The following is a 21,353-nucleotide window of genomic DNA, read 5'->3' as shown; positions in this document are numbered from 1 at the left end:
GAAGGATCCTTAAAGTTTTGATATTGTGGAGAATCAGGAACAAAAGAAAGTTTAGAATAGATTTTGAAAACGGTTAAACTTTCTCTTGTATTTTCTTAAAACCTAGACTAGTATATAAGTATACAAATATTAGGAGGTAAAATTATGATAGGATTAATTTTAACAGGACATGGGGAGTATGCAGTTGGTGTAGGTCACGCATTAGAAATGATTGCAGGAAAGCAAGAAGCATTTAAAGTAGTACCATTTCGTGAAAGTGAACCAATGGAAACATTGGAAAATAACTTAAGATTAGCTATGGAAGAATTGCAAGGAAGTACAGAAGGAATTGTTGTGTATGCAGATTTATTGGGAGGTAGTCCGTTTAAAGCAGCAATGGTAGCCTCAGTAGATTTTAAAGATGTTGAAGTAGTTGTAGGAACTAATTTACCAATGTTAATTGAAATTGCGATGTTCCGTGAATTTGCAAGTGATGCAAAAGCGGTTGTAACACAAAGTTTAAATGCGGGTAAAGAAGGCATTCAACATGTGGTATTTCCAGCAAAAGTAGAACAAATAATTGAAGATGATGAGGATGGAATTTAAGAATGGAAACAGGTCAAATTATTTTAGGAAGTTCAATTACATTTATTGTTTTTATAGGGGCTATTTTAGGAATCTATTATTTCTTTTCAAGAAAAAATATGAAACATCAGCAACAGTATTTTGAAAGATTGCACGCTGAATTGCAAGTGGGAAAACGTGTACTGGCAGCAAATGGAATTTATGGAACAGTGAAAAAGATTGAGAACGATCAAATTGAACTAGAAATTGCTAAAGGATTAGTGATTACGGTTTCTCGATATAGTATTTCTGAGATTTTATAAGTGGTGAAAAAATGAAGAAAATATTTGGAGAGTTTTATCAAGATTCAGATCATAAAGAATATTTTTATCTACCAATGTTAAAGTCTATTTATCATATTCCAAAAGAAGATTTGGCCCGTTTTAATGCATTTAGACAACGGTTAGTAATCGCTATTGCTTTGGGAGCTATCGTATATAGTTTTTTTCCTGAAAATGTTATATTAAGTTGTTTTTCAGCAGTATTATTTTATGGATTATCTACGATTGCTTATTTTAAAAGTGTTTTACCAAAATATTTCGTAAGAAAACAAATATCAATCGAGGAAATTGAATCGAAAGTTTCTGTTAGAGAAGTTTCTTCAAGTATGAAATTTTTATGGATTAGTACGATTGGGATTGGAATTATTATTTGTAGTTTTTTCATTGGAAATGATCTTTTGAATAGGGTAATTGTTATCTTGTTTGGGATTGTTGTAACAATCAGTGGTACGTATTCCGTATTTGCTAGGAAGTAAATAGGTTATAAATTCAGTAAAAAGCAAGAACATTTCTATAAGACTATTATAGTTTTATAGAAGTGTTTTTTTATGTATTAAATGATATAGGCAAAAAAGAAATATAAAACTATTATATTATTTTTGGACAGAACAAAAAAATGACAAAAATAAGCAAGAAAACCTTTTCAATTTGAAGGGTAATGAGTTATAATGATGCTGACATCTTATAGAAAGGGGAAAAAAGGATGCCAAATATTTTGTTAACTAGAATTGACAATCGATTGATCCATGGACAAGTGGCAACACAGTGGACATCTTTTATTGGGGCAAATTTATTATTAGTTGCTAATGATAAAGTTGCAGGAGATCCGATGCGTCAAGGCCTAATGGACATGGCTGCTCCATCTGGTGCTCAAACTCGTTATTTCACGATTGAAAAAACGATTAATATCATCGGTAAAGCAGCTGACCGTCAGTTGATTTTCATTATTTGTGAAAATCCTCAAGACGTTTTAAGACTAGTGGAAGGAGGAGTACCAATTAAGAAAGTTAACATCGGTAACATGCATATGGCGGAAGGTAAACGTCAAGTTGCTGGTGTGATTGCAGTGGATGATGCAGATGTAGCTGCATTTAAGAAATTGCAAGAGCTAGGAGTTGAACTTGAAATTCAAAAAGTTCCAACTGAAGGCAAAGAAGATATTTCGAAATTATTTAATTAATTTATTATAAAGGAGTCAATGAAAATGCAAGCAAGTTTTATTCAAATTTTATTAGTATTCCTAGTAACGTTTGTAGCTGCGATTGACCAATTTAGCTTCTTAGAATCTCTTTACCAACCAATCGTAATGGGACCTGTTATCGGAGCTATTTTAGGTGATTTGCAAACTGGTTTGATCGTTGGGGGTACTTATCAATTAATGACAATCGGTAACATGCCAGTTGGGGGAGCTCAACCACCTAATGCAGTTATCGGAGGAATTATGGCTACTGTATTAGCAGTAAGCTTGAAATTAGAACCAACAGCTGCAGTTGCTGCTGCTGTACCATTCGCTTTATTAGGTCAATATGGAGTAACATTAATATTTGCATTAATGTCACCAATGATGGCTGTTGCAGATGGATATGCACATGATGCAAATCCAAAAGGTATTGAACGATTAAACTATTTAGCAATGGCAGCTTTAGGGGCTGTATTCGGTCTTGTAGTAGTATTATTCTTTATCGGTGGACAAAGTATCGGGGATGCAGTTACAAAATCAATTCCTGAATGGTTCATGGGTGGTTTAAGTGCTGCTGGTGGAATGATGCGTTTTGTAGGGTTTGCAATCTTACTTAAAGTAATGGTTTCTAAAGAACTATGGGGATTCTATTTCTTAGGTTTTGCATTAGCTAACATCGTTTCTGCAAGTGCAAGCTTAGCAGGTTCTGCATTAGTATTATTAGCATTCATCGGTTTTGCAATTGCGTACTGGGATTTCCAAATCCAAACAAAATTCAAATCTGCTGGTGCAACAGTTGTAAATTATGATGGAGGTGAAGAAGATGGCATATAATATTCCAGATTCTTATAAAGTGCAAACACCTGCTCCTAAGTTAGATGAAGCAACACTAAACAAAATGGCATGGCGTTCAATCTTTTTACAATCTTCTTTCAACTATGAACGTATGCAAGCAGCGGGTTGGTTATATGGTATTTTACCAGGTTTAGAAAAAATCCATACTGATAAAGATGACTTAGCAGCATCTATGTCACATAACTTAGAATTCTTTAATACTCACCCATTTTTAGTAACATTTGTTATGGGGATTGTATTATCACTAGAACAAAATAAAGCAGATATCCAAACAATTCGTGCAGTACGTGTTGCTGCGATGGGACCTTTAGGTGGTATCGGGGATGCATTATTCTGGTTCACTTTAGTACCAATCGTTGCTGGTATTTCTTCTGACTTTGCGTTAAAAGGTAGTATTGCAGGTCCATTATTATTCCTAGCAGTATTTAATGCAGCTCAATTTGCGATTCGTTATTGGTTAATGCACTGGTCTTATAATTTAGGAACTGATGCGATTGGAATTTTTACAGCAAATGCTAAAGAATTCACTCGTGCAGCCTCTATTTTAGGAGTATTTGTTGTAGGGGCATTAACAAGCTTATACGGTGGAACTAAATTAGGTATTGAAATTGCAAATGGTGAAAAACCAATCGTGATTCAAACAATCTTAGATGGTGTATTACCAAAATTAATTCCATTAGCAATTACTTTATTCTTATACTATTTATTAGCTAAGAAAAAACGTACTCCATTATTCTGTATCGGACTATTATTAGTTTTAGGTATTGGATTAGCATTTGTAGGACATGTTTTAGGAGTTAAATTCTGGGGCTAATTATTGAAATGAAAAAAGCTAGGCGAAAGCCTAGCTTTTTTTAGGTTGTTCGAGAAATAGTTTACGAATAGAAAACAGGCGTGTACAATAAAGTAGAGTGAATGGAAGGAGAGGAATAAATTTGCAAGAGTTTAAAGATGCAACAGCGATGGCACAAGCAGTTCGAAAAGGCGAAGTTTCTTCTGTTGAATTAGTTCAGGATGCTCTGTTTAAAGTAAAGCAATTGAATCCAACTTTAAATGCAGTTGTTCATTTGCAAGAAGAAAGAGCAATAAAAGAAGCGCAGTCAAGCAACTTTAGTGATAAGCCATTTGCAGGTGTTCCTTTGTTGTTGAAGGATTTAGGACAATGTCAAAAGGGAGAACCTTCTACTGCTGGTTCACGTTTGTTCAAAAATCTCCTTCAACAGCGTCAAGATACATTAGTCACTAAATTAGAAGAAGCAGGATTTGTCATTATTGGACGAACCAACACACCTGAATTTGGATTTAAAAATATGACAGAACCAAGTTTATGGGGAGTCACTTCGAATCCATATGACCTCAGTCGTAATGCAGGGGGATCGAGCGGTGGCGCTGCAAGTGCAGTGGCGAGTGGAATGGTTCCAATTGCGATGGCAAGTGATGGTGGAGGATCGATTCGTATTCCGGCTAGTTTTACAGGATTAATTGGATTAAAACCAAGTCGAGGTAGAATACCTGTTGGTCCAAATGGCTATCGTGGTTGGCAAGGAGCATCAGTAAATTTTGCATTAACAAAAACCGTACGTGATACAAGAAGCTTATTAGAAGTGCTGCAAGTGGAACAAATGGAAAGTCCGTTTATACTGCCAAAATTATCCAAACAGCAACTTTATGCATCTATTGAACGACCACTAAAAATTGCCGTCATAGAAGATTCACCGATTGGAAACAAGGTCGAAGATTCCGCAAAAAAAGCTTTGAAACGAGCTGTAAGATTTTTACAAGAAAAAGGATATTCTATTGAAAAAATTCAATGGCCAGTTGATGGCATCGAAGTGATGAAAAATTACTATATAATGAATAGTGTGGAAACAGCTGCGATGATGGATGGAATTGAAAAAATGATACAACGTCCACTTACAAAAGAAGATATGGAATTAATGACATGGGGTATTTATCAATCGGGACAACAGATTTTAGCGAAAGATTACAGTGCAGCATTGAACCAGTGGGATTATTGGACAAAACAAATGCAAGAGTGTCATGAAGACTATGATGTGATTTTAACTCCATGTGTGAATGATGTCGCTCCAAAACATGATCAGTATCCAATGAAAGAATCCATTCGAGTTGCACTAGAATCCATCGAACAATATTCAGTAAATGAACAGCAAGAAATTATTTGGAAAATGTTTGAAAAAACATTGGAGTTAACTCCATTTACTCAATTAGCCAACATTACTGGACAACCAGCGATTAGTCTTCCAATTTATTGTACACAAGAAGGACTACCAGTTGGGGTGCAACTGATGGCTGCAAAAGGGCGAGAAGATTTATTATTACAAATTGCAGAAATTTTTGAACAAGAACATCAATGGAATCGAAAAGATTAAGGAGGAGTTAGGATGAAAATTGCAATTATCGGAGCAGGAATTGTGGGAGCAACGGCTGCTTATCAATTATCAAAAAATAAAGAAGTAGAATTAGTTGTCTATGATGATGGAGTTGGGCAAGCTACGAAAGCTGCAGCAGGAATTATTTGCCCATGGTTGTCTCAAAGAAGAAATAAAGAATGGTATCGATTGACTGCAAGAGGAGCTTCTTATTATCCAGAATTAATGGCTGAATTACAAGAAGATGGTGTGACTCAATTACCTTATGAGCAAGTAGGAGCTCTAGTATTTAAAAAGACTCCTGAATTATTAGAAAAGTTAGAAAAAATTGCTACTGAACGAAGAAAAGAAGAAGAGAGAATTGGAACTTTAACCAAAATCGAAGCCGAGAACATCTCGTCTTATGTTCCGGGATGGGATGGAACGCATGGAGCGATCCATTGTTCAGGTGGAGGAAGAGTTGATGGGAAACAATTAGTTGAACAGCAATTGTTTTTAGCCAAACAAAATGGGACTAGTGTTCAACAAGAAAAAGTGAGTTTAACACGAGATGAAGAAGGAAAAGTAGTCGTTCAGACAAATAGCGGATCAGAACAGTTCGACAAAATTATCGTAGCAAGTGGAGCGTGGGTGAAAGAATTAATTGAACCACTAGGATATTATGTAGACGTTCGCCCACAAAAGGGACAATTAATTGAATTAGAATTAGAGACAACTGAAGAAACAGGAAAATGGCCCGTTTGTATGTTACATGGGGAGATTGATATATTACCATTTGCAGATGGGAAAATTATTGTAGGTGCAACTCATGAGAATGATCAAGGATTTGATTTAAAAGATAGCCAAGAATTACAACAAAAAATGTATGAAGAAGTATGTGAAGTATTCCCAGCATTAAAACAAGCAAAATGGCTTGGTAGTCGAATTGGAACAAGAGCATATACTTCTGACTTCTTACCATTTTTCGGTAGTATTCCAGAAGAAAACTCGATATTTGTTGCTAGTGGTCTAGGATCTTCAGGTTTAACTTCAGGAGTATGGATTGGTGCATTATTAGCACAGTTGTCAGTTGGTGATACACCTTTATTTGATGTTGATTCTTATCATCCTAAAAATTATATCCAAAAATTAATATAACAGAAATCATATTTATTGAATTAAAAGAAAAAATCTTATAAAATATTTACGGTAAATATTATAAATTTAGGAGGAATCATAATGTTAAAAGAGTTTAAAGAGTTCTTAATGCGTGGGAATGTTGTTGATTTAGCTGTTGCGGTAATCATCGGGGCAGCTTTCAAAGCTATCGTTGATTCATTAGTAAAAGACATTTTCGAACCAATTATTGCAATGGTATTTAAAGCAGATTCAATCGCTGGCGTATCAGTTCAAATCGGTTCAGCTACATTAGGTGTAGGTGCTTTTGCTGCTGCAATTATTAACTTTGTAATTGTAGGTTTCGTACTTTTCATGGTAGTTAAAGGTATGAACGCTGTTCAAGATTTAGCTAAAGGTGGAAAAGAAGAAGTTAAAGAAGTAGCTCCAGAACCAAAAGCTGAAGATTACTTACGTGAAATCCGTGATTTATTAGCAAACAAATAATAAAATGAAATTTGATGAAGGATGAGGGTTCTCATCCTTTTTTTGTTGAAATTTATGGTAATCTATGTTATTATTCCAATGTGATAAGTTTTTTTCATTTTCTTATCACTTTTTTTCTTTTTTTTATTTTTTTATTTGGCTGTCCGTTCAGGGGATAGTTTTGAAAACCACCTAATCTCCTGGTGTTTTTTTTGTGCTTGAAATTAATAGAACTTAGTGATATCATACAAGCATAAGATTTTTTCATAGAACTATCTCCGGAAAAGATAGGTATGAAAAAGAAAAAACCACCTATGTATTAGGTGGTTTTTTGTGCTTGAAATTGATAGAACTTAATGATATCATACAAGTGTGATAAGTTTTTTACTTTTCCTTTCAAGTTTATTTTCTTATCACTATCTTTTTAATCTTTTTTTTCAGCATTTTTTTCTGTGTTTTGCTGAATTTTTTTAATTTTTAGACGACTTCGGTCGTCTTTTTTGTTTTAAAAAAGAAATTTAGGAGAATTTTTAAGAAATATTCTAAAAGTACTATGAAAATATGTAAGCGTTTGCTATAATAGTGTATCAAACTATGAAAAGGGAGGTTTAAATATGAAAGTTGTTGTTGCCATTGACTCGTTCAAAGGAAGTTTATCGTCTATGGAAGCTGGTCAAGCGATAGAAGAAGGCGTGAAATGTGTTTATCAAAATGCAGAGGTAGTGGTTCGGCCATTAGCAGATGGTGGGGAAGGAACGGTTGAAGCATTAGTCGAAGGAATGGGAGGAATCTTTGTTACTAAAGAAGTAACAGGACCATTAGGAAAAAAAGTGGAAGCAACCTACGGAATTATTGAATTGAAGGATGATTTGAGTAAGACAGCCATTATTGAAATGTCAGCTGCAGCAGCAATTACATTAGTGCCTGAAGAAAGCCGCAATCCGATGAATACGACTACTTTTGGAGTTGGTGAATTAATTCTGGATGCCATCGAAAGAGGTTGTCGACATTTTATTGTTGGAATTGGTGGAAGTGCGACAAATGATGGTGGAGTTGGGATGTTACAAGCATTAGGATATGATTTCGTAACACGAGAAGGAAAGCCTATCTCTTATGGAGGAAATGGACTTAGAGAATTAGCGAGTATTAAAGAGACCAATGTACATCCAAAATTAAAAGAATGTACCTTCAAAGTAGCTTGTGATGTAACGAATCCATTATGCGGAGAAAATGGCTCTAGTGCTATTTTTGGTCCACAAAAAGGAGCAACTCCTGAAATGGTTCAAGAATTGGATCAATTATTATTACACTATGCTGAATTGTCTAAGAGCATTAATTCTTATGCAGATCGATTTTATCCTGGAACAGGGGCAGCTGGTGGTATGGGATTTGCATTTTTAACTTATACTAATGCCACATTAGAGTCTGGTATTCAAATTGTAATAACAGAAACGAAATTAGAAGAATTAATCGCAACTGCTGATGTTGTTGTAACAGGTGAGGGAAGACTTGACGGTCAAACGGCATTAGGCAAAGCTCCAATAGGAGTAGCAGCCTTAGCTAAAAAGTATCAAAAGAAAGTGTTAGCTTTTGCAGGAGCTGTTACACCAGATGCAAAAGAATGTAATCAACATGGAATTGATGCATTTTTCCCAATTTTAAGAGGAGTTGTAACACTTAAAGAAGCGATGAATAAAGAAGTTGCTCATCAAAATATGGTGGATACAGTAGAACAAGTTTTTAGAGTAGTAGAAATGATGAAAGAAGGGAAATAAAATGGTTAGTCAAATTAGTACATTAGGAGCTTTAGTTGGATTAATTCTCGCAATTATACTGATTATTAAAAAAGTTCATCCAGCTTATAGTTTAATTTTAGGAGCTTTAGTAGGGGGAGTAATTGGCGGAGCAGGGTTAGCAGGTTCTGTTAGTGCGATGGTGACTGGAGCACAAGGAATGATGTCTCCAGTATTAAGAATTATGACTTCAGGTATTTTAGCAGGCGCTTTAATTAAAACAGGTTCTGCTGAAACGATTGCTGAAACAATTGTGAAGAAGTTAGGGGAGAAAAGAGCTGTTGCAGCAATTGCGATTGCTACAATGATTATTTGTGCAGTTGGAGTATTTATTGATATTGCTGTTATTACAGTAGCACCGATTGCTATTGCGATTGCAAAAAAAGCAAATTTATCAAAAGCAGGTATTTTATTAGCGATGATTGGTGGAGGAAAAGCAGGAAATATTATTTCTCCAAATCCAAATACGATTGCTGCTTCAGAAGCATTTCAATTAGATTTAACAGCATTAATGGCTAAAAATATTATTCCAGCATTAGTAGCATTAGTTGTTAGCATTTTATTAGCAGGATTTTTAGCAAAAAAAGTCGATCATGCGTTTGACGATATGGAAGAAGATGCTGAACATCACACTTCTGTACCATTTTTCCAAGCGATTCTTGGACCGGTTGTGGTCATTGCGCTATTAGCTTTACGTTCATTAGTCGGAGTAAGCGTGGATCCTTTAATTGCATTACCAATTGGTGGATTAGTAACCATTTTAGTAACAGGGCATTCAAAACATACCGTAGAATATACTGAATTTGGATTGAGTAAAGTAATCGGTGTATCGATTTTATTAATTGGAACAGGAACGATTGCGGGAATTATTAAAGCTTCTTCTCTACAAGTAGATATGATTCATGTGTTGGAAGCTTTGAATATGCCATCCTTTGTTTTAGCACCATTATCAGGTATTTTAATGGGAGCAGCTACAGCTTCTACAACAGCTGGGTCTACGATAGCTTCTCAAACGTTTGCAGCTCCTTTAGTTTCTTCTGGAGTTCCTGCAGTGGCAGCTGCAGCAATGATTCATGCTGGGGCAACAGTGTTAGATTCTCTTCCTCATGGTTCATTCTTCCATGCTACAGGAGGCTCAGTCTTTATGAGTATTGAAGATCGTATGAAATTAATTCCTTACGAAGCATTAGTAGGTTTAACAAGTACTATTGTTGCAGTGATTTTGTATTTATTAGGGTAAAGTAAAAAAGAGTGAAATCGATGAAAGTTGATTTTACTCTTTTGTTTTGTCTTATTCTTCAGAACGAGAAACGATTAGTGTTAGATTTCCTTTTACAGTTACATCATGAATCGGTGTTGGTAAAATAAAGGAATCTGCCTTTTTAAGAGCGAATGATTCGCCATTTACTTCTAGTGTTCCTTCACCTTCGATAACAGTTGCTAAGTAGTAGTTGTCATCTAGTGTAGTAGCGTAAGTACCATCAATTTCCCACTTCCAAACAGAAAAATAATGATTTGTAATGAAATGAGTAATCGTTGCATCATCCAAATTTTCAACTATTTGTTCAAAACTTGGTAACTGATGCGGAATTGTAGTGACATCAATCGTTTGTGGAATATGTAATGGACGAGGATTTCCTGCATCATCTTTTCGGTCATAATCATAGACACGGTAAGTAGTGTCAGAGTTTTGCTGTGTTTCTAAAATGACAATCCCTTTCCCGATAGCGTGAATGGTTCCACTTGGAACATTGAAGAAATCTCCTGCTTTAACAGGAACTTCGGTAAATAATTCATTCCATTTTTCTTCTTGAATTAATTGAACAAATTCTTCTTTTGTTTGTGCGGTATGTCCGTAAATAATTTTTGCACCTGGTTCAGCAGAAATAACATACCAACATTCGTTTTTCCCTAATTCGTGTTCATGTTCTAATCCATAAGCATCATCTGGGTGAACTTGAATAGATAAGTCGTCGCTTGCGTCTAAAATTTTGATTAATAGAGGAAAAGTTGGCAATGTTTGTTGATGAAATAAATCTGCGTGCCCAGCATATAGTTCTGCTAATGTCATTCCTTGATATTCAGAAGGAGAAATAATAGTTGAATGTCCATTTGGATGAGCGCTAATTGACCAAGATTCACCAACTTTATCACTTGGCAATGTTAAGTTAAATTCTGTTTGTAATTTTTTTCCACCCCAAATTTTTTCTTGTAGGACTGGCTTTAAAAAGATAGGTTGCATGTTGTGGCTCCTTTATGATTTTTTTAATCCATATGAACTAAATTCAAATAAATCGTATCTATGTCTTGAGATAGAATACTCAAAAGGTGTTCCATTATCTAAATAGGCGATTTGTTCTACTTCAAAAATAGGTTCAGTAGGGGATAAGTGTAAATATTTTTGATCTGTTTCCGTACTAATGGAGGCTCTTAAAATTTTCATAGCACTTGCGATACGTAGCTTTAAAGTACCTTCGATATAAGAATAAATAGAATGGTGAAGAATTTCTTCAGTAATACCACTTATCAAAGCAGTACTCATATAAGTTTGTTCTAAAACGTACGGCTTATCATCAATAATTCTTAATCGAAATATATTGTATATAGGAGAAGATACAGAAATCTGTAATTTTTCAGCGATGCTTTTTGTAGCGAATTCTAATTTAAAATGAATAATTTCTGAATGCACTTGTGCATGCGATTGTTTAGAAATTTTTGTTAAACCTTGAATATCTCTTTCAGGGACAATAATTTTATGTTTTTGTTCAACTTGAGGCATGATAAAAGTGCCCTGCCCACGTTTTCGATAAATTAAACCTTCATCCACTAACATGTCTAAAGCTTTTTTTACAGTCATACGACTACAATGAAATTTTTTTGTTAATGAAATTTCATCAGGCAATTGCGTATTAGAAGAAGTATCTTGATGTAATATCTCTTCACGTAGTTGTTGATATATTTTTAAATATTTTGTACTCATGTTCATTTTCCTTCATTCTTAATAAGAAAATTATAACAAACAGATACACAACAATCAACAAACAAAAGAATTTGACTATAACTTTTGTAAAATATGTCTAGACAAATAAAAATAAAGTGATATACTAATGGTGTAAATATTTGAGGAAGGAGGATAAATATGGATAAAAATATTGTATTTCCAGAAAATTTTTGGTGGGGAGCTGCTACTAGTGGACCTCAAACAGAAGGTAGTACAGATAAAATTAATGAAAATGTAATGGATTATTGGTATAGAAAATCTCCAGAAGTATTTTTTAATCAAGTTGGTCCAGGAGTAGCAAGTGACTTTTATCATCACTATCAAGAAGATTTTGAGAGAATGACGCAAATAGGATTTAATTCTTTTAGAACTTCAATTCAATGGAGTCGATTGATTAAAGACTTCGAAACGGGAGAAGCGGATGGAAGAGCAGTAGAGTTTTATCGTAATGTAATCCAAGAAGCTAAGGAGCGTGGAATTACATTGGTACTAAACTTACATCATTTTGATATGCCAATTGATTTATTGAAAAAATATGGCGGTTGGGAAAGTAAGCATGTAGTCAATTTGTTTGTAAAATTTGCTCGAACTTGTTTTGAACAATTCGGAGATGTAGTAGAGTATTGGACTACTTTTAATGAACCGATGGTAATCCCAGAAGCAGGATATTTATATGCATTTCATTATCCAAATAAAAAATATTATGGAAAAGAAGCAGTGCAAATTATTTATAATTTAAATTTAGCTAGTGCGAAAGTGATTCAATTATATCGTAGCTTAAATTTAAATGGAAAAATTGGAATTATTTTAAATTTAACGCCTGCTTATCCAAGAAGCTCATCAAAAGAGGATGTTGAAGCAGGTTATTTTGCTGATGATTTTTTCAACCGTTCATTTTTAGAACCAGCTGTGAATGGAGTATTTCCAGAAAGTTTAGTAGAAATATTAGAACAGGATGGAGTACTTTGGGAACATACAGAAGATGAACTCAATATTTTAAAAGAGAATACGGTAGATTTTCTAGGAGTGAATTACTATCATCCAAAAAGAGTTCAAGCTCCTGAATCTTCTGAAGCCTTTAATGGAAAATGGATGCCAGATAAATATTTCTCAGACTATGAGTGGAAAGAACGTAGAGTAAATCCTTATCGAGGATGGGAAATTTATCCTAAAGCTATCTATGATATTGCTAAAAATATTCAAAATAATTATCACAATATTCCATGGTTTATTAGTGAAAATGGAATGGGTGTTGAAGGTGAAGAACGTTTTATTGATAGTCAAGGAATGATTCAAGATGATTATCGTATTGAGTTCTATGAAGAGCATTTATTGTGGTTGCATAAAGCAATCGAAGAAGGAAGTAACTGTTTTGGTTATCATACATGGACAGCTTTTGATTGTTGGTCTTGGAATAATGCTTACAAAAATCGTTATGGATTTATTTCGGTAGATTTAGCAACACAAAAAAGAACAATAAAAAAATCGGGATATTGGTATAAAGAAGTAAGTGATAAAAATGGATTTACGATTGACGTAGATAAATATTTATAATGGAGGAATAAACATGGAAAATTCAAAATTTGTAGATAAATTTGTTGTGTTTGCTGGGAAACTAGGAAACCAAATTCATCTAAAAACATTAAGAGATGCATTTGCAACAGTAATGCCACTTTATATTCTTGCAGGGTTGGTTGTTTTATTAAATAATACTGTATTTAAATGGATTATTACAGATCCAGCTACACTATCAAATGTTCAATATTGGGGAATTACTGTAGCAAATGGAACATTGAATATTTCAAGTCTTTTAATTGCAGTAATGGTTGGTTATTATTTAGCACAAAACCGTGAATATGAAAATCCTTTAGCAGCATCTATGATTTCAGCAGTTTCATTAATTGCAATGATGCCAAATGCCGTTCAAGTAGTGGCAAACGGAGCAAAAGACCCTGTTTCAGTATCTGGAGTATTAACATTTTCTAACTTAGGTACAGGGGCAATGTTTGCTGGGGTTATTGTTGCTTTATTAGCTTCAGAATTATTTATTAAAATCACACGTGTTAAAGCATTAAAAATTCATTTAGGGGATAATGTTCCACCTGCAGTTGAAAAATCATTTAACGTTTTAGTACCAGTTATTTTAGTAGTTGCAGTCTTTGGTTTAGTATCAACATTATTATTCAATATTTGGGGAACTAACTTAATTACATTGATTACTACATTTATTCAAGAGCCATTACGTCACGTAAGTACAGGTCTTTGGGGAGCAATCATTCTTTACTCATTAGGAAATATGTTATGGTTATTTGGTGTTCACCAAGCCGTTATTTATAGTTCTATTTTAGAGCCATTATTAATTATCAACATTCTTGAAAATACAGCAGCTTATAACGCTGGAGAAGCAATTCCACATATTATTAATGTATCACAAGTACAAACATATGCATTAATGGGTGGTAGTGGTTCAACAATCTGTTTATTAATTGCTACATTCTTAGTAAGTAAAAATGCTGCAAGTAGAAATGTTGCAAAATTAGCATTTGCTCCAGGATTATTTAACATTAATGAACCAGTATTATTTGGTTATCCAATCGTTTATAACGTATCTATGGCAATTCCATTTATCGGAGTTCCTGCTCTAGGTATTTTAATTAGTTATATTGCTACAAGCCTTGGATTAATGAGCCCTAGTGTGGTACAAGTTCCATGGACTACACCAATTTTTGCTAGTTCATTCTTATCAACTGGTGGTGACTGGAGAGCAGTAGTTGTTCAAGCGATTATCCTAGTTTTAGGAGTTCTAATTTATATTCCATTTATCAAAGTTCATGATCGTGTCATGGAAAATCAATACGAAGGTTAGTGATTAATATGAAAAAGATATTATTAGTTTGTAATGCAGGAATGTCTACAAGTATGTTAGTAAAAAAAATGCAATCAAGTGCCGAGGAACGTTCTATTGAAGCACATATTGAAGCCAAGTCACTAACAGAAGCTAAGAAAAATTTACAAGAGGCGGATGTTATTTTAATTGGTCCTCAAATTCGATATGAACTTGAAAATGTAAAATCATTGGCAGGAGATGTTCCAGTTGCTGCAATTGATATGAGAGATTATGGCATGATGAATGGACCAAAAGTTTTAGATCAAGCTTTGGCATTAGTGGAGGGATAATATGTCTGAAGATATGGAATTAGTATGTTTTCAGTTGATTGCGAATAGTGGAGCAGCAAAATCTTCTTATATGGAAGCAGTTGAATTGGCGAAAAAAGGAGATTTCAAAGCCGCTGATGAAAAAGTAACTGAAGCAGAAGAATGCTTTGTTCAAGCGCATAAAATTCATGCAGATTTAATTCAAAAAGAAGCTGCTGGAGAAAAGACTGAACTGTCTCTACTCTTTATTCATGCTGAAGACCAAATGGCTATGACTGAAATGGTTCAATTATTTTCCAAAGAATTAATTCAGTTGTATAAACAACGATAAAATATTAAAGGTTCGAATGATAGAAATATGTCATTCGAACCTTTTTTTATAAATTCACCCATATTCAAGACACTTTCTTGCAAAAAACATCATAGTTTACTATTATAAAGAAGTAAAAATAGAACTTGCGAGGGATAATATGAATCAAAAATACGGAATTATTTTAGCAGCTGGAAAAGGCACACGAATGAAATCGGAACTTTATAAAGTGATGCATCCAGTTTGTGGAAAACCAATGGTAGAGCATGTGGTAGATCAAGTAGAACGTGCAGGAGCAGAAACGATTGTAGCTATTGTTGGACATGGTGCAGAAATGGTACAACAACAATTAGGAGAACGTGTTTCTTATGCTCTACAAGCAGAACAATTAGGAACAGGTCATGCTGTTTTACAAGCAGAAGAATTATTAAAAGATAAAGAAGGAACAACTTTAGTTGTTTGTGGAGATACTCCGCTATTAACAGCTGAAACTTTTGAACAATTAATGAAAGTTCATGAAGATACAAAAGCAAAAGCGACTATTCTAACAGCTTGGGTAGACGACCCGACTGGATATGGACATGTAGTTCGTGAGGAAGATGGAACAGTTTTAAAAAATGTAGAACATAAAGATGCTACACCTGAAGAAGCAACCATTCAAGAAATTAATACAGGAACTTATTGCTTTGATAATCAATCTCTATTCAGCGCATTAAGCGAAGTGGGAAATGATAATGCCCAAGGGGAATATTACTTACCGGACGTATTAGAAATTTTGAAAAAACGTGGAGAAATTATTTCTGCGTATCAAATGCCAAATGTGGATGAAGGAATGGGCGTTAATGACCGAGTTGCTTTATCAAAAGCAGAAAAAGCAATGCGTCAACGTATTAATGAACAACATATGAGAAATGGTGTCACATTAATCGACCCTGAACAAACATACATTGACTCAGAAGTAGTCATTGGTTCAGATACGGTGATTGAACCAGGGGTTTATTTAAAAGGGAATACAATGATTGGTCAACACTGCCATATTACTTCAGGAAGTGTGATTCGTGATTCTGTATTAGAAGACTATGTAACAGTGACAAGTTCAAATATTGAAGAATCATTAATGAAGGCTTATAGTAATGCTGGTCCATTTGCGCATCTTCGTCCAAAATCTGTCATTGGAAATTCTGTTCATATTGGAAACTTCGTAGAAGTGAAAAATGCAACCTTAGGATCTGGAACAAAAGTCGGTCACTTAACATATGTAGGAGACGCTGATTTAGGAAAAGAAATCAATGTTGGTTGTGGAACAATTTTCGTAAACTATGACGGTAAAAATAAACATAGAGCCACTGTAGGTGATCGTGTATTTGTGGGTTGTAATGCGAATTTAGTAGCACCTGTTACAATTGGAGATGATGTCTTTATTGCTGCAGGTTCTACAATCACAAGAGACGTTCCAAATGGAGCGTTAGCCATTGCTCGTTCTCGTCAAGAAAATAAAGAAAACTATGCTGAAAAATTACCTTCAGCTCAAAAAAATTCATAGAAAAATGTATTTAGTTCTTTAAAAACGAACGAAAAACGTTTATTATTATAGTAGTGTAAAAACAAAAATAAAATTCTTCGGGGGTTATCATTGTGGAACATTATTCCGATCCAAATTTAAAGATTTTTGCATTAAGCTCAAATCGTCCATTAGCTCAAAAAATTGCAGATCAAGTCGGGGTAGAATTAGGAAAAGTATCCGTTACTCAATTTAGTGATGGAGAGATTAAAATTAACATTGATGAAAGTATTCGTGGAGACCATGTTTATATTGTTCAATCAACATCGTATCCAGTAAATGATAACTTAATGGAGTTATTAATTATGATTGATGCATTACGTCGTGCAAGTGCAAAAACAATTAATATTGTATTACCATACTATGGATACGCACGCCAAGATCGTAAAGCTCAATCACGTGAACCAATTACAGCAAAATTAGTGGCAAATATGATTACACAAGCAGGTGCAGACCGTGTGTTAACATTAGACTTACATGCTGCTCAAATTCAAGGATTCTTTGATATTCCAGTGGATCACTTATTAGGAGCTCCATTATTAGCCAATTATTTCTTAGAAAATAATTTCAAAGATAAAGATATCGTAGTTGTATCACCAGACCATGGTGGAGTAACTCGTGCACGTAAATTAGCAGAATTCTTACATGCTCCAATTGCAATTATTGACAAACGTCGTCCAAAAGCAAATGTTGCAGAAGTGATGAATATTATTGGAGATGTCAAAGGAAAAGTTGCTGTATTAATCGACGATATGATTGATACTGCTGGAACTATTACATTAGCAGCTCAAGCTTTACAAGATGCGGGTGCATTGGAAGTTTATGCTTGTTGTACTCACCCTGTATTATCAGGTCCAGCATTAGATCGTTTAAATGCGTCTGTTATTAAAGAAGTTGTAGTAACTGACTCCATTCAAGTTCCTGAAGAAAAAACAGGTGGAAAAATTGTTCAAGTTAGTGTGGATCAATTAATGGCTGAAGCGATTAAACGTATTCATGAAAACCGTTCAGTAAGTCCATTGTTTATTGAAAAGTTCACAATTTTAGATTAAAATTTGAAGCATAATTCGGAGGCTGTAGAAATTTCTCCAGTCTTTTTTATTTGAGGAGGTTATTTGGTGAATTCGTGTAAAATCAAGGAAAAAGTTTTACTAGGAATAGTTAGTATCATCGTCGGACTAATTACTGGAGTTTTAACGTCCTTCTTTGGACAAGTATTATTAAAAGTATCCGAATTGCGAGTAGAGTATTTTTGGTATTTCATTCCGTTTTTAGCAGTAGTAGGATTTTTATTTCATACAGTTTATTTAAAATACGGGAAAAATGCGGTTGAAGGAATGAATATTGTCTTTCGAATTGGACAAGGAGAGGACAATCGCATTTCAAAATGGTTAATTCCTTTTATGATGATTGGAACATGGCTAGCTCATTTATTTGGAGCAAGTGTGGGTCGTGAAGGAGTTGCGGTGCAATTAGGTGCAACGGTTGCGAATCAGTTTCAACAATGGTTTTCTTCTAAGAGAAATCGTCAAATTTTATTAATGATTGGGATGGCGAGCGGTTTTGCTGGATTATTTGGAACTCCTCTAGCAGCGACGTTCTTTGCGATTGAAGTAATGATTGTCGGGCAATTACAAATTGACGCATTATTTTATGCATTGTTGTCCAGTTTTATTTCGATGAATGTAGCCCAAAGTTTAGGATTAGAGAAATTTATGGTGGGCATTCCTGTAGAAATTCAGTTCGATGAAACTTTATTTAAGATGGTAAGTTTAGGAATTGCTTTTGGATTAACAGGAAGACTATTTAGTGTGAGTTTAGCGTGTTTGAAAAAATATTGGAGTAGTAAAATTCCAAGTCCAACTTTAAGAATATTTTTATTAGGAATGGTTGTCAGTATTTTAATTGCAGCTTTTGGCAGTGGTCGTTATGCAGGATTAGGGACGAATTTAATTCATGCTAGTTTTTATAGTGAGACGATTTATGTACAAGATTGGTTGTTAAAATTAGGATTAACAGTATTTTCCCTTAGTGCAGGATTTTTAGGTGGGGAAGTAACGCCTCTCTTTTCAATTGGTTCTTCTTTGGGAATTGTGATGAGTTCGTGGTTAGGAATTTCTCCATTGGTAGCAGCGGCATTAGGTTACGGAGCTGTATTTGGTAGTGCCACAAATACTTGGCTAGCCCCTATTTTTATTATCGGTGAAGTTTTTGGATATAGTATGATGCCATATGCAGCAATTGTATGTATTGTCGCATTTGTCGTGAATGGAAATAATAGCATTTATGGACAACAGAAAATTTTTGAATTAGAAGGTATAGAAAGATAAACAATAGGGACAAGTATTTTGTCCCTGTTGTTATATACACACTTTAAGCAGCAAAAAATTACTGATAACTTTCTTGATTTAAGAGCCAAGAGAGGATCACTATATAACTTTCTCATTTTACGATGAGATACACGTTTTTTCAGAATTATTTATTACATCGAAATTCTATCATAAATACACCTAAAACTATAAAAATACAGGAAATTACTGCGCTCATTACTAGTGATACATTCATATAATTTTTTAGAAAAGAAAATAAGGCTATTCCTAAAAACGTTATTAAGCTAGTCAATAATCTCTTTTTCATATATTCACCCCCTAATTCAATATGTTTATCTTTAACACTTACTATTATATTTCTGTGATTAGAAAAGTTTGCAGAATATAACTTATACAGTTATACATAAAAGAGCTGACAAGAAATCGCTTTTTTTATACTTGTATTATAATTAATTTTTAAGCAAAATACAATGAATATTAAACCTAAGAGACAGATATACTCGTGGTATAAAATTTGACAAATTTTCAAACAAACGAAAAAAATCACTTGTTATTTCATGAAAAGTCTAGTATACTTTCGCATAGCGAGGGCTTTTAAATTCATCCCGTGAGGTGAAAAAGGCGATCATAGTTCAAGTTTATATTTCTAGGAGAATTTTTTATGCATAGGGAGAATTCTTCTGTATGAAAGCAGCCCTTTTGCAAACAAATTTTGATAGGGTTGCTTTTTTGTATGCACAAAAAGGCCCGGAAAAGAGGGAATGATGGAGTTACAAACTTCAAAAGTCAACTTATTACTTGATGTGGATCAAAATCCACCTTTAGCCAAAGGCTTATTACTAAGCTTGCAACATGTATTTGCAATGTTTGGGGCAACAATTTTAGTGCCATTAATTTTAGGAATGCCTGTTTCTGTAGCATTATTTGCTTCAGGTTTAGGAACTTTAATTTATATGGTAGCAACTCAATTTAAAGTGCCAGTGTACTTAGGTTCTTCATTTGCCTTTATTTCAGCAATGGCATTTGCAATGAAACAAATGAATGGAGATGTTTCAGCAGCACAGTCAGGGGTTGTTCTTGTAGGTCTTGTTTATGTAGTAGTAGCATTAGCGGTTAAATTAATTGGAACAAAATGGATTGATCGTTTATTACCACCGATTGTTATTGGACCGATGATTATGGTAATTGGTTTAGGATTAGCAAATTCTGCAGTGACAAATGCAGGATTTATTAAAGATGGTACAGTTCAACAAATAACAGTAGCGATTGTAACTTTCTTGATTACAGCATTTATTAATACAAAAGCTAAAGGATTTTTTAAAATTATTCCATTCTTATTCGGAATTATTGGAGGATATATTGTAGCTGTACTGTTTGGATTAGTTGATTTCACTCCAGTATTAGAAGCAGATTGGATTGCGATTCCGCAATTATATTTACCATTTTCAACAAATGGATTTTTCAAAGAATATCATTGGTATTTTGGACCTGAAACTTGGGCAATTTTACCAGTAGCCGTTGTAACAATTGCAGAACATATTGGTGACCATACAGTTTTAAGTCAAATTTGTGGAAGACAATTTTTGAAAACTCCAGGCTTACATCGTACATTAATTGGAGATGGTGTTGCGACTGCAGTTTCAGCGTTTATGGGTGGGCCTGCGAATACAACTTATGGTGAGAATACTGGGGTTGTAGGGATGACAAGAATTGCAAGTGTTTCAGTAATTCGTAATGCAGCATTATTTGCGATTGGGTTGAGTTTCCTTGGAAAATTCACAGCGTTAATTTCAACTATTCCAAATGCAGTACTTGGTGGGATGGCTATCTTACTATATGGAGTTATTGCAAGTAATGGTTTGAAAGTGTTAATTGAAAAGCAAGTAGATTTTAGAGAAGTGCGTAATTTGATTATTGCGAGTTCGATGTTAGTGTTAGGATTAGGTGGAGCAATTTTAGAATTAGGTCCTGTGACATTATCAGGTACAGCATTATGTGCATTAGCAGGGGTTATTTTGAACCTAGTGTTGCCGTATGAAAACAGAAAATAATTTTTCTGTTTTCTACTTTTTTGATGAGGGATGTATACAAGGATGATTTCCGTAATATAGCGAAGGACGCCAGCGGCTTCGCAAAAGCGAATCTCATGTACGCTACATTAAAAAATTTATTTTAATCAGTCTATTTGTATAACCGTTAGTCTATGAGAGAGTAAAAAGACTTTTCTTCATTGTGTACTGCACCCCAAAAGTTAGATATGAAAAATCTAACTTTTGGGGTGTTTTTTAATGAAATTAACTTATGAAGATAAA

21 protein-coding genes are annotated in these 21,353 nt (G+C 34.2%); 19 read left to right on the top strand and 2 right to left on the bottom strand.

Features of this window, described 5'->3' with window-relative positions:
• Positions 1–144 precede the first annotated feature (144 nt).
• The 11 genes from RWR88_RS04955 to RWR88_RS04905 all read left to right on the top strand — a co-directional run bounded on the left by RWR88_RS04955 (position 145) and on the right by RWR88_RS04905 (position 9,923).
• Positions 145–585, top strand: a complete 441-nt coding sequence (locus tag RWR88_RS04955; RefSeq protein ID WP_314450904.1) for a PTS N-acetylgalactosamine IIA subunit — start codon at positions 145–147, stop codon at positions 583–585.
• A 2-nt stretch (positions 586–587) separates the two neighbouring features.
• Entirely contained in the window at positions 588–866 is a 279-nt protein-coding gene (yajC, locus tag RWR88_RS04950) for a preprotein translocase subunit YajC (protein WP_314348880.1), read from the top strand.
• 11 nt (positions 867–877) lie between these two features.
• Positions 878–1,360: a hypothetical protein gene (locus tag RWR88_RS04945; RefSeq protein WP_314348881.1), complete on the top strand. Its 483-nt coding sequence runs from the start codon at positions 878–880 to the stop codon at positions 1,358–1,360.
• Positions 1,361–1,587: 227 nt separating this feature from the next.
• Positions 1,588–2,064, top strand: a complete 477-nt coding sequence (gene agaV, locus RWR88_RS04940; protein WP_314450903.1) for a PTS N-acetylgalactosamine transporter subunit IIB — start codon at positions 1,588–1,590, stop codon at positions 2,062–2,064.
• 24 nt (positions 2,065–2,088) lie between these two features.
• The gene (locus tag RWR88_RS04935; RefSeq protein WP_314348883.1) at positions 2,089–2,898 is read left to right on the top strand and encodes a PTS sugar transporter subunit IIC; all 810 of its coding nucleotides are present in this window, start codon (positions 2,089–2,091) and stop codon (positions 2,896–2,898) included.
• On the top strand, positions 2,888–3,733 hold the full coding sequence (locus RWR88_RS04930; protein ID WP_314348884.1) for a PTS system mannose/fructose/sorbose family transporter subunit IID: 846 nt from the start codon (positions 2,888–2,890) through the stop codon (positions 3,731–3,733). Before RWR88_RS04935 ends, RWR88_RS04930 begins: the two co-directional genes overlap by 11 nt.
• 121 nt (positions 3,734–3,854) lie before the next feature.
• Positions 3,855–5,309 (top strand): amidase, encoded by a 1,455-nt coding sequence (locus tag RWR88_RS04925; RefSeq protein WP_314450902.1) that lies wholly within the window; start codon positions 3,855–3,857, stop codon positions 5,307–5,309.
• 12 nt (positions 5,310–5,321) lie between these two features.
• Positions 5,322–6,446, top strand: coding sequence for an FAD-binding oxidoreductase (locus RWR88_RS04920; protein ID WP_314450901.1), 1,125 nt, complete (start codon positions 5,322–5,324; stop codon positions 6,444–6,446).
• An 81-nt stretch (positions 6,447–6,527) separates the two neighbouring features.
• A complete protein-coding gene (mscL, locus tag RWR88_RS04915; RefSeq protein ID WP_314348887.1) occupies positions 6,528–6,911 on the top strand; it encodes a large conductance mechanosensitive channel protein MscL in 384 nt (127 codons plus the stop codon).
• A 593-nt stretch (positions 6,912–7,504) separates the two neighbouring features.
• Positions 7,505–8,665, top strand: coding sequence for a glycerate kinase (locus RWR88_RS04910; RefSeq protein WP_314450900.1), 1,161 nt, complete (start codon positions 7,505–7,507; stop codon positions 8,663–8,665).
• A 1-nt stretch (position 8,666) separates the two neighbouring features.
• Entirely contained in the window at positions 8,667–9,923 is a 1,257-nt protein-coding gene (locus RWR88_RS04905) for a GntP family permease (RefSeq protein ID WP_314450899.1), read from the top strand.
• Positions 9,924–9,974: 51 nt separating this feature from the next.
• Here RWR88_RS04905 and manA read toward each other — a convergent pair whose 3' ends face one another.
• Together manA and RWR88_RS04895 are read right to left on the bottom strand one after the other, a co-directional pair.
• A complete protein-coding gene (gene manA, locus RWR88_RS04900; protein WP_314450898.1) occupies positions 9,975–10,925 on the bottom strand; it encodes a mannose-6-phosphate isomerase, class I in 951 nt (316 codons plus the stop codon).
• Positions 10,926–10,937: 12 nt separating this feature from the next.
• Positions 10,938–11,663 (bottom strand): GntR family transcriptional regulator, encoded by a 726-nt coding sequence (locus RWR88_RS04895; RefSeq protein ID WP_314450897.1) that lies wholly within the window; start codon positions 11,661–11,663, stop codon positions 10,938–10,940.
• A gap of 159 nt (positions 11,664–11,822) precedes the next feature.
• Between RWR88_RS04895 and RWR88_RS04890 the strand changes: the two genes are divergently transcribed.
• From RWR88_RS04890 to RWR88_RS04855, 8 genes are all read left to right on the top strand, one after another.
• Positions 11,823–13,238, top strand: coding sequence for a glycoside hydrolase family 1 protein (locus tag RWR88_RS04890; RefSeq protein ID WP_314348896.1), 1,416 nt, complete (start codon positions 11,823–11,825; stop codon positions 13,236–13,238).
• Between the two features lie 13 nt (positions 13,239–13,251).
• Positions 13,252–14,550: a PTS sugar transporter subunit IIC gene (locus tag RWR88_RS04885; RefSeq protein WP_314348897.1), complete on the top strand. Its 1,299-nt coding sequence runs from the start codon at positions 13,252–13,254 to the stop codon at positions 14,548–14,550.
• Between the two features lie 8 nt (positions 14,551–14,558).
• Entirely contained in the window at positions 14,559–14,861 is a 303-nt protein-coding gene (locus RWR88_RS04880; protein ID WP_314348898.1) for a PTS sugar transporter subunit IIB, read from the top strand.
• A 1-nt stretch (position 14,862) separates the two neighbouring features.
• Entirely contained in the window at positions 14,863–15,171 is a 309-nt protein-coding gene (locus RWR88_RS04875; protein ID WP_314348899.1) for a PTS lactose/cellobiose transporter subunit IIA, read from the top strand.
• Between the two features lie 139 nt (positions 15,172–15,310).
• A complete protein-coding gene (gene glmU / locus RWR88_RS04870; RefSeq protein WP_314450896.1) occupies positions 15,311–16,693 on the top strand; it encodes a bifunctional UDP-N-acetylglucosamine diphosphorylase/glucosamine-1-phosphate N-acetyltransferase GlmU in 1,383 nt (460 codons plus the stop codon).
• Between the two features lie 89 nt (positions 16,694–16,782).
• Positions 16,783–17,763 (top strand): ribose-phosphate diphosphokinase, encoded by a 981-nt coding sequence (locus RWR88_RS04865; protein WP_314348904.1) that lies wholly within the window; start codon positions 16,783–16,785, stop codon positions 17,761–17,763.
• Between the two features lie 66 nt (positions 17,764–17,829).
• Complete coding sequence (locus RWR88_RS04860; RefSeq protein ID WP_314450895.1) at positions 17,830–19,041, top strand: chloride channel protein; 1,212 nt, start codon at positions 17,830–17,832, stop codon at positions 19,039–19,041.
• A gap of 764 nt (positions 19,042–19,805) precedes the next feature.
• Positions 19,806–21,092 carry a solute carrier family 23 protein gene (locus RWR88_RS04855; RefSeq protein ID WP_314348902.1) on the top strand — a complete coding sequence of 429 codons (1,287 nt, stop codon included), beginning with the start codon at positions 19,806–19,808 and terminating at the stop codon, positions 21,090–21,092.
• The last annotated feature ends 261 nt before the right edge of the window (positions 21,093–21,353 follow it).

This window comes from uncultured Granulicatella sp. (assembly GCF_963528195.1).
GTDB lineage: Bacteria > Bacillota > Bacilli > Lactobacillales > Aerococcaceae > Granulicatella.
The sequence above is the reverse complement of the archived record's forward strand: the minus strand, read 5'-3'. Positions and strand labels throughout refer to the sequence as shown.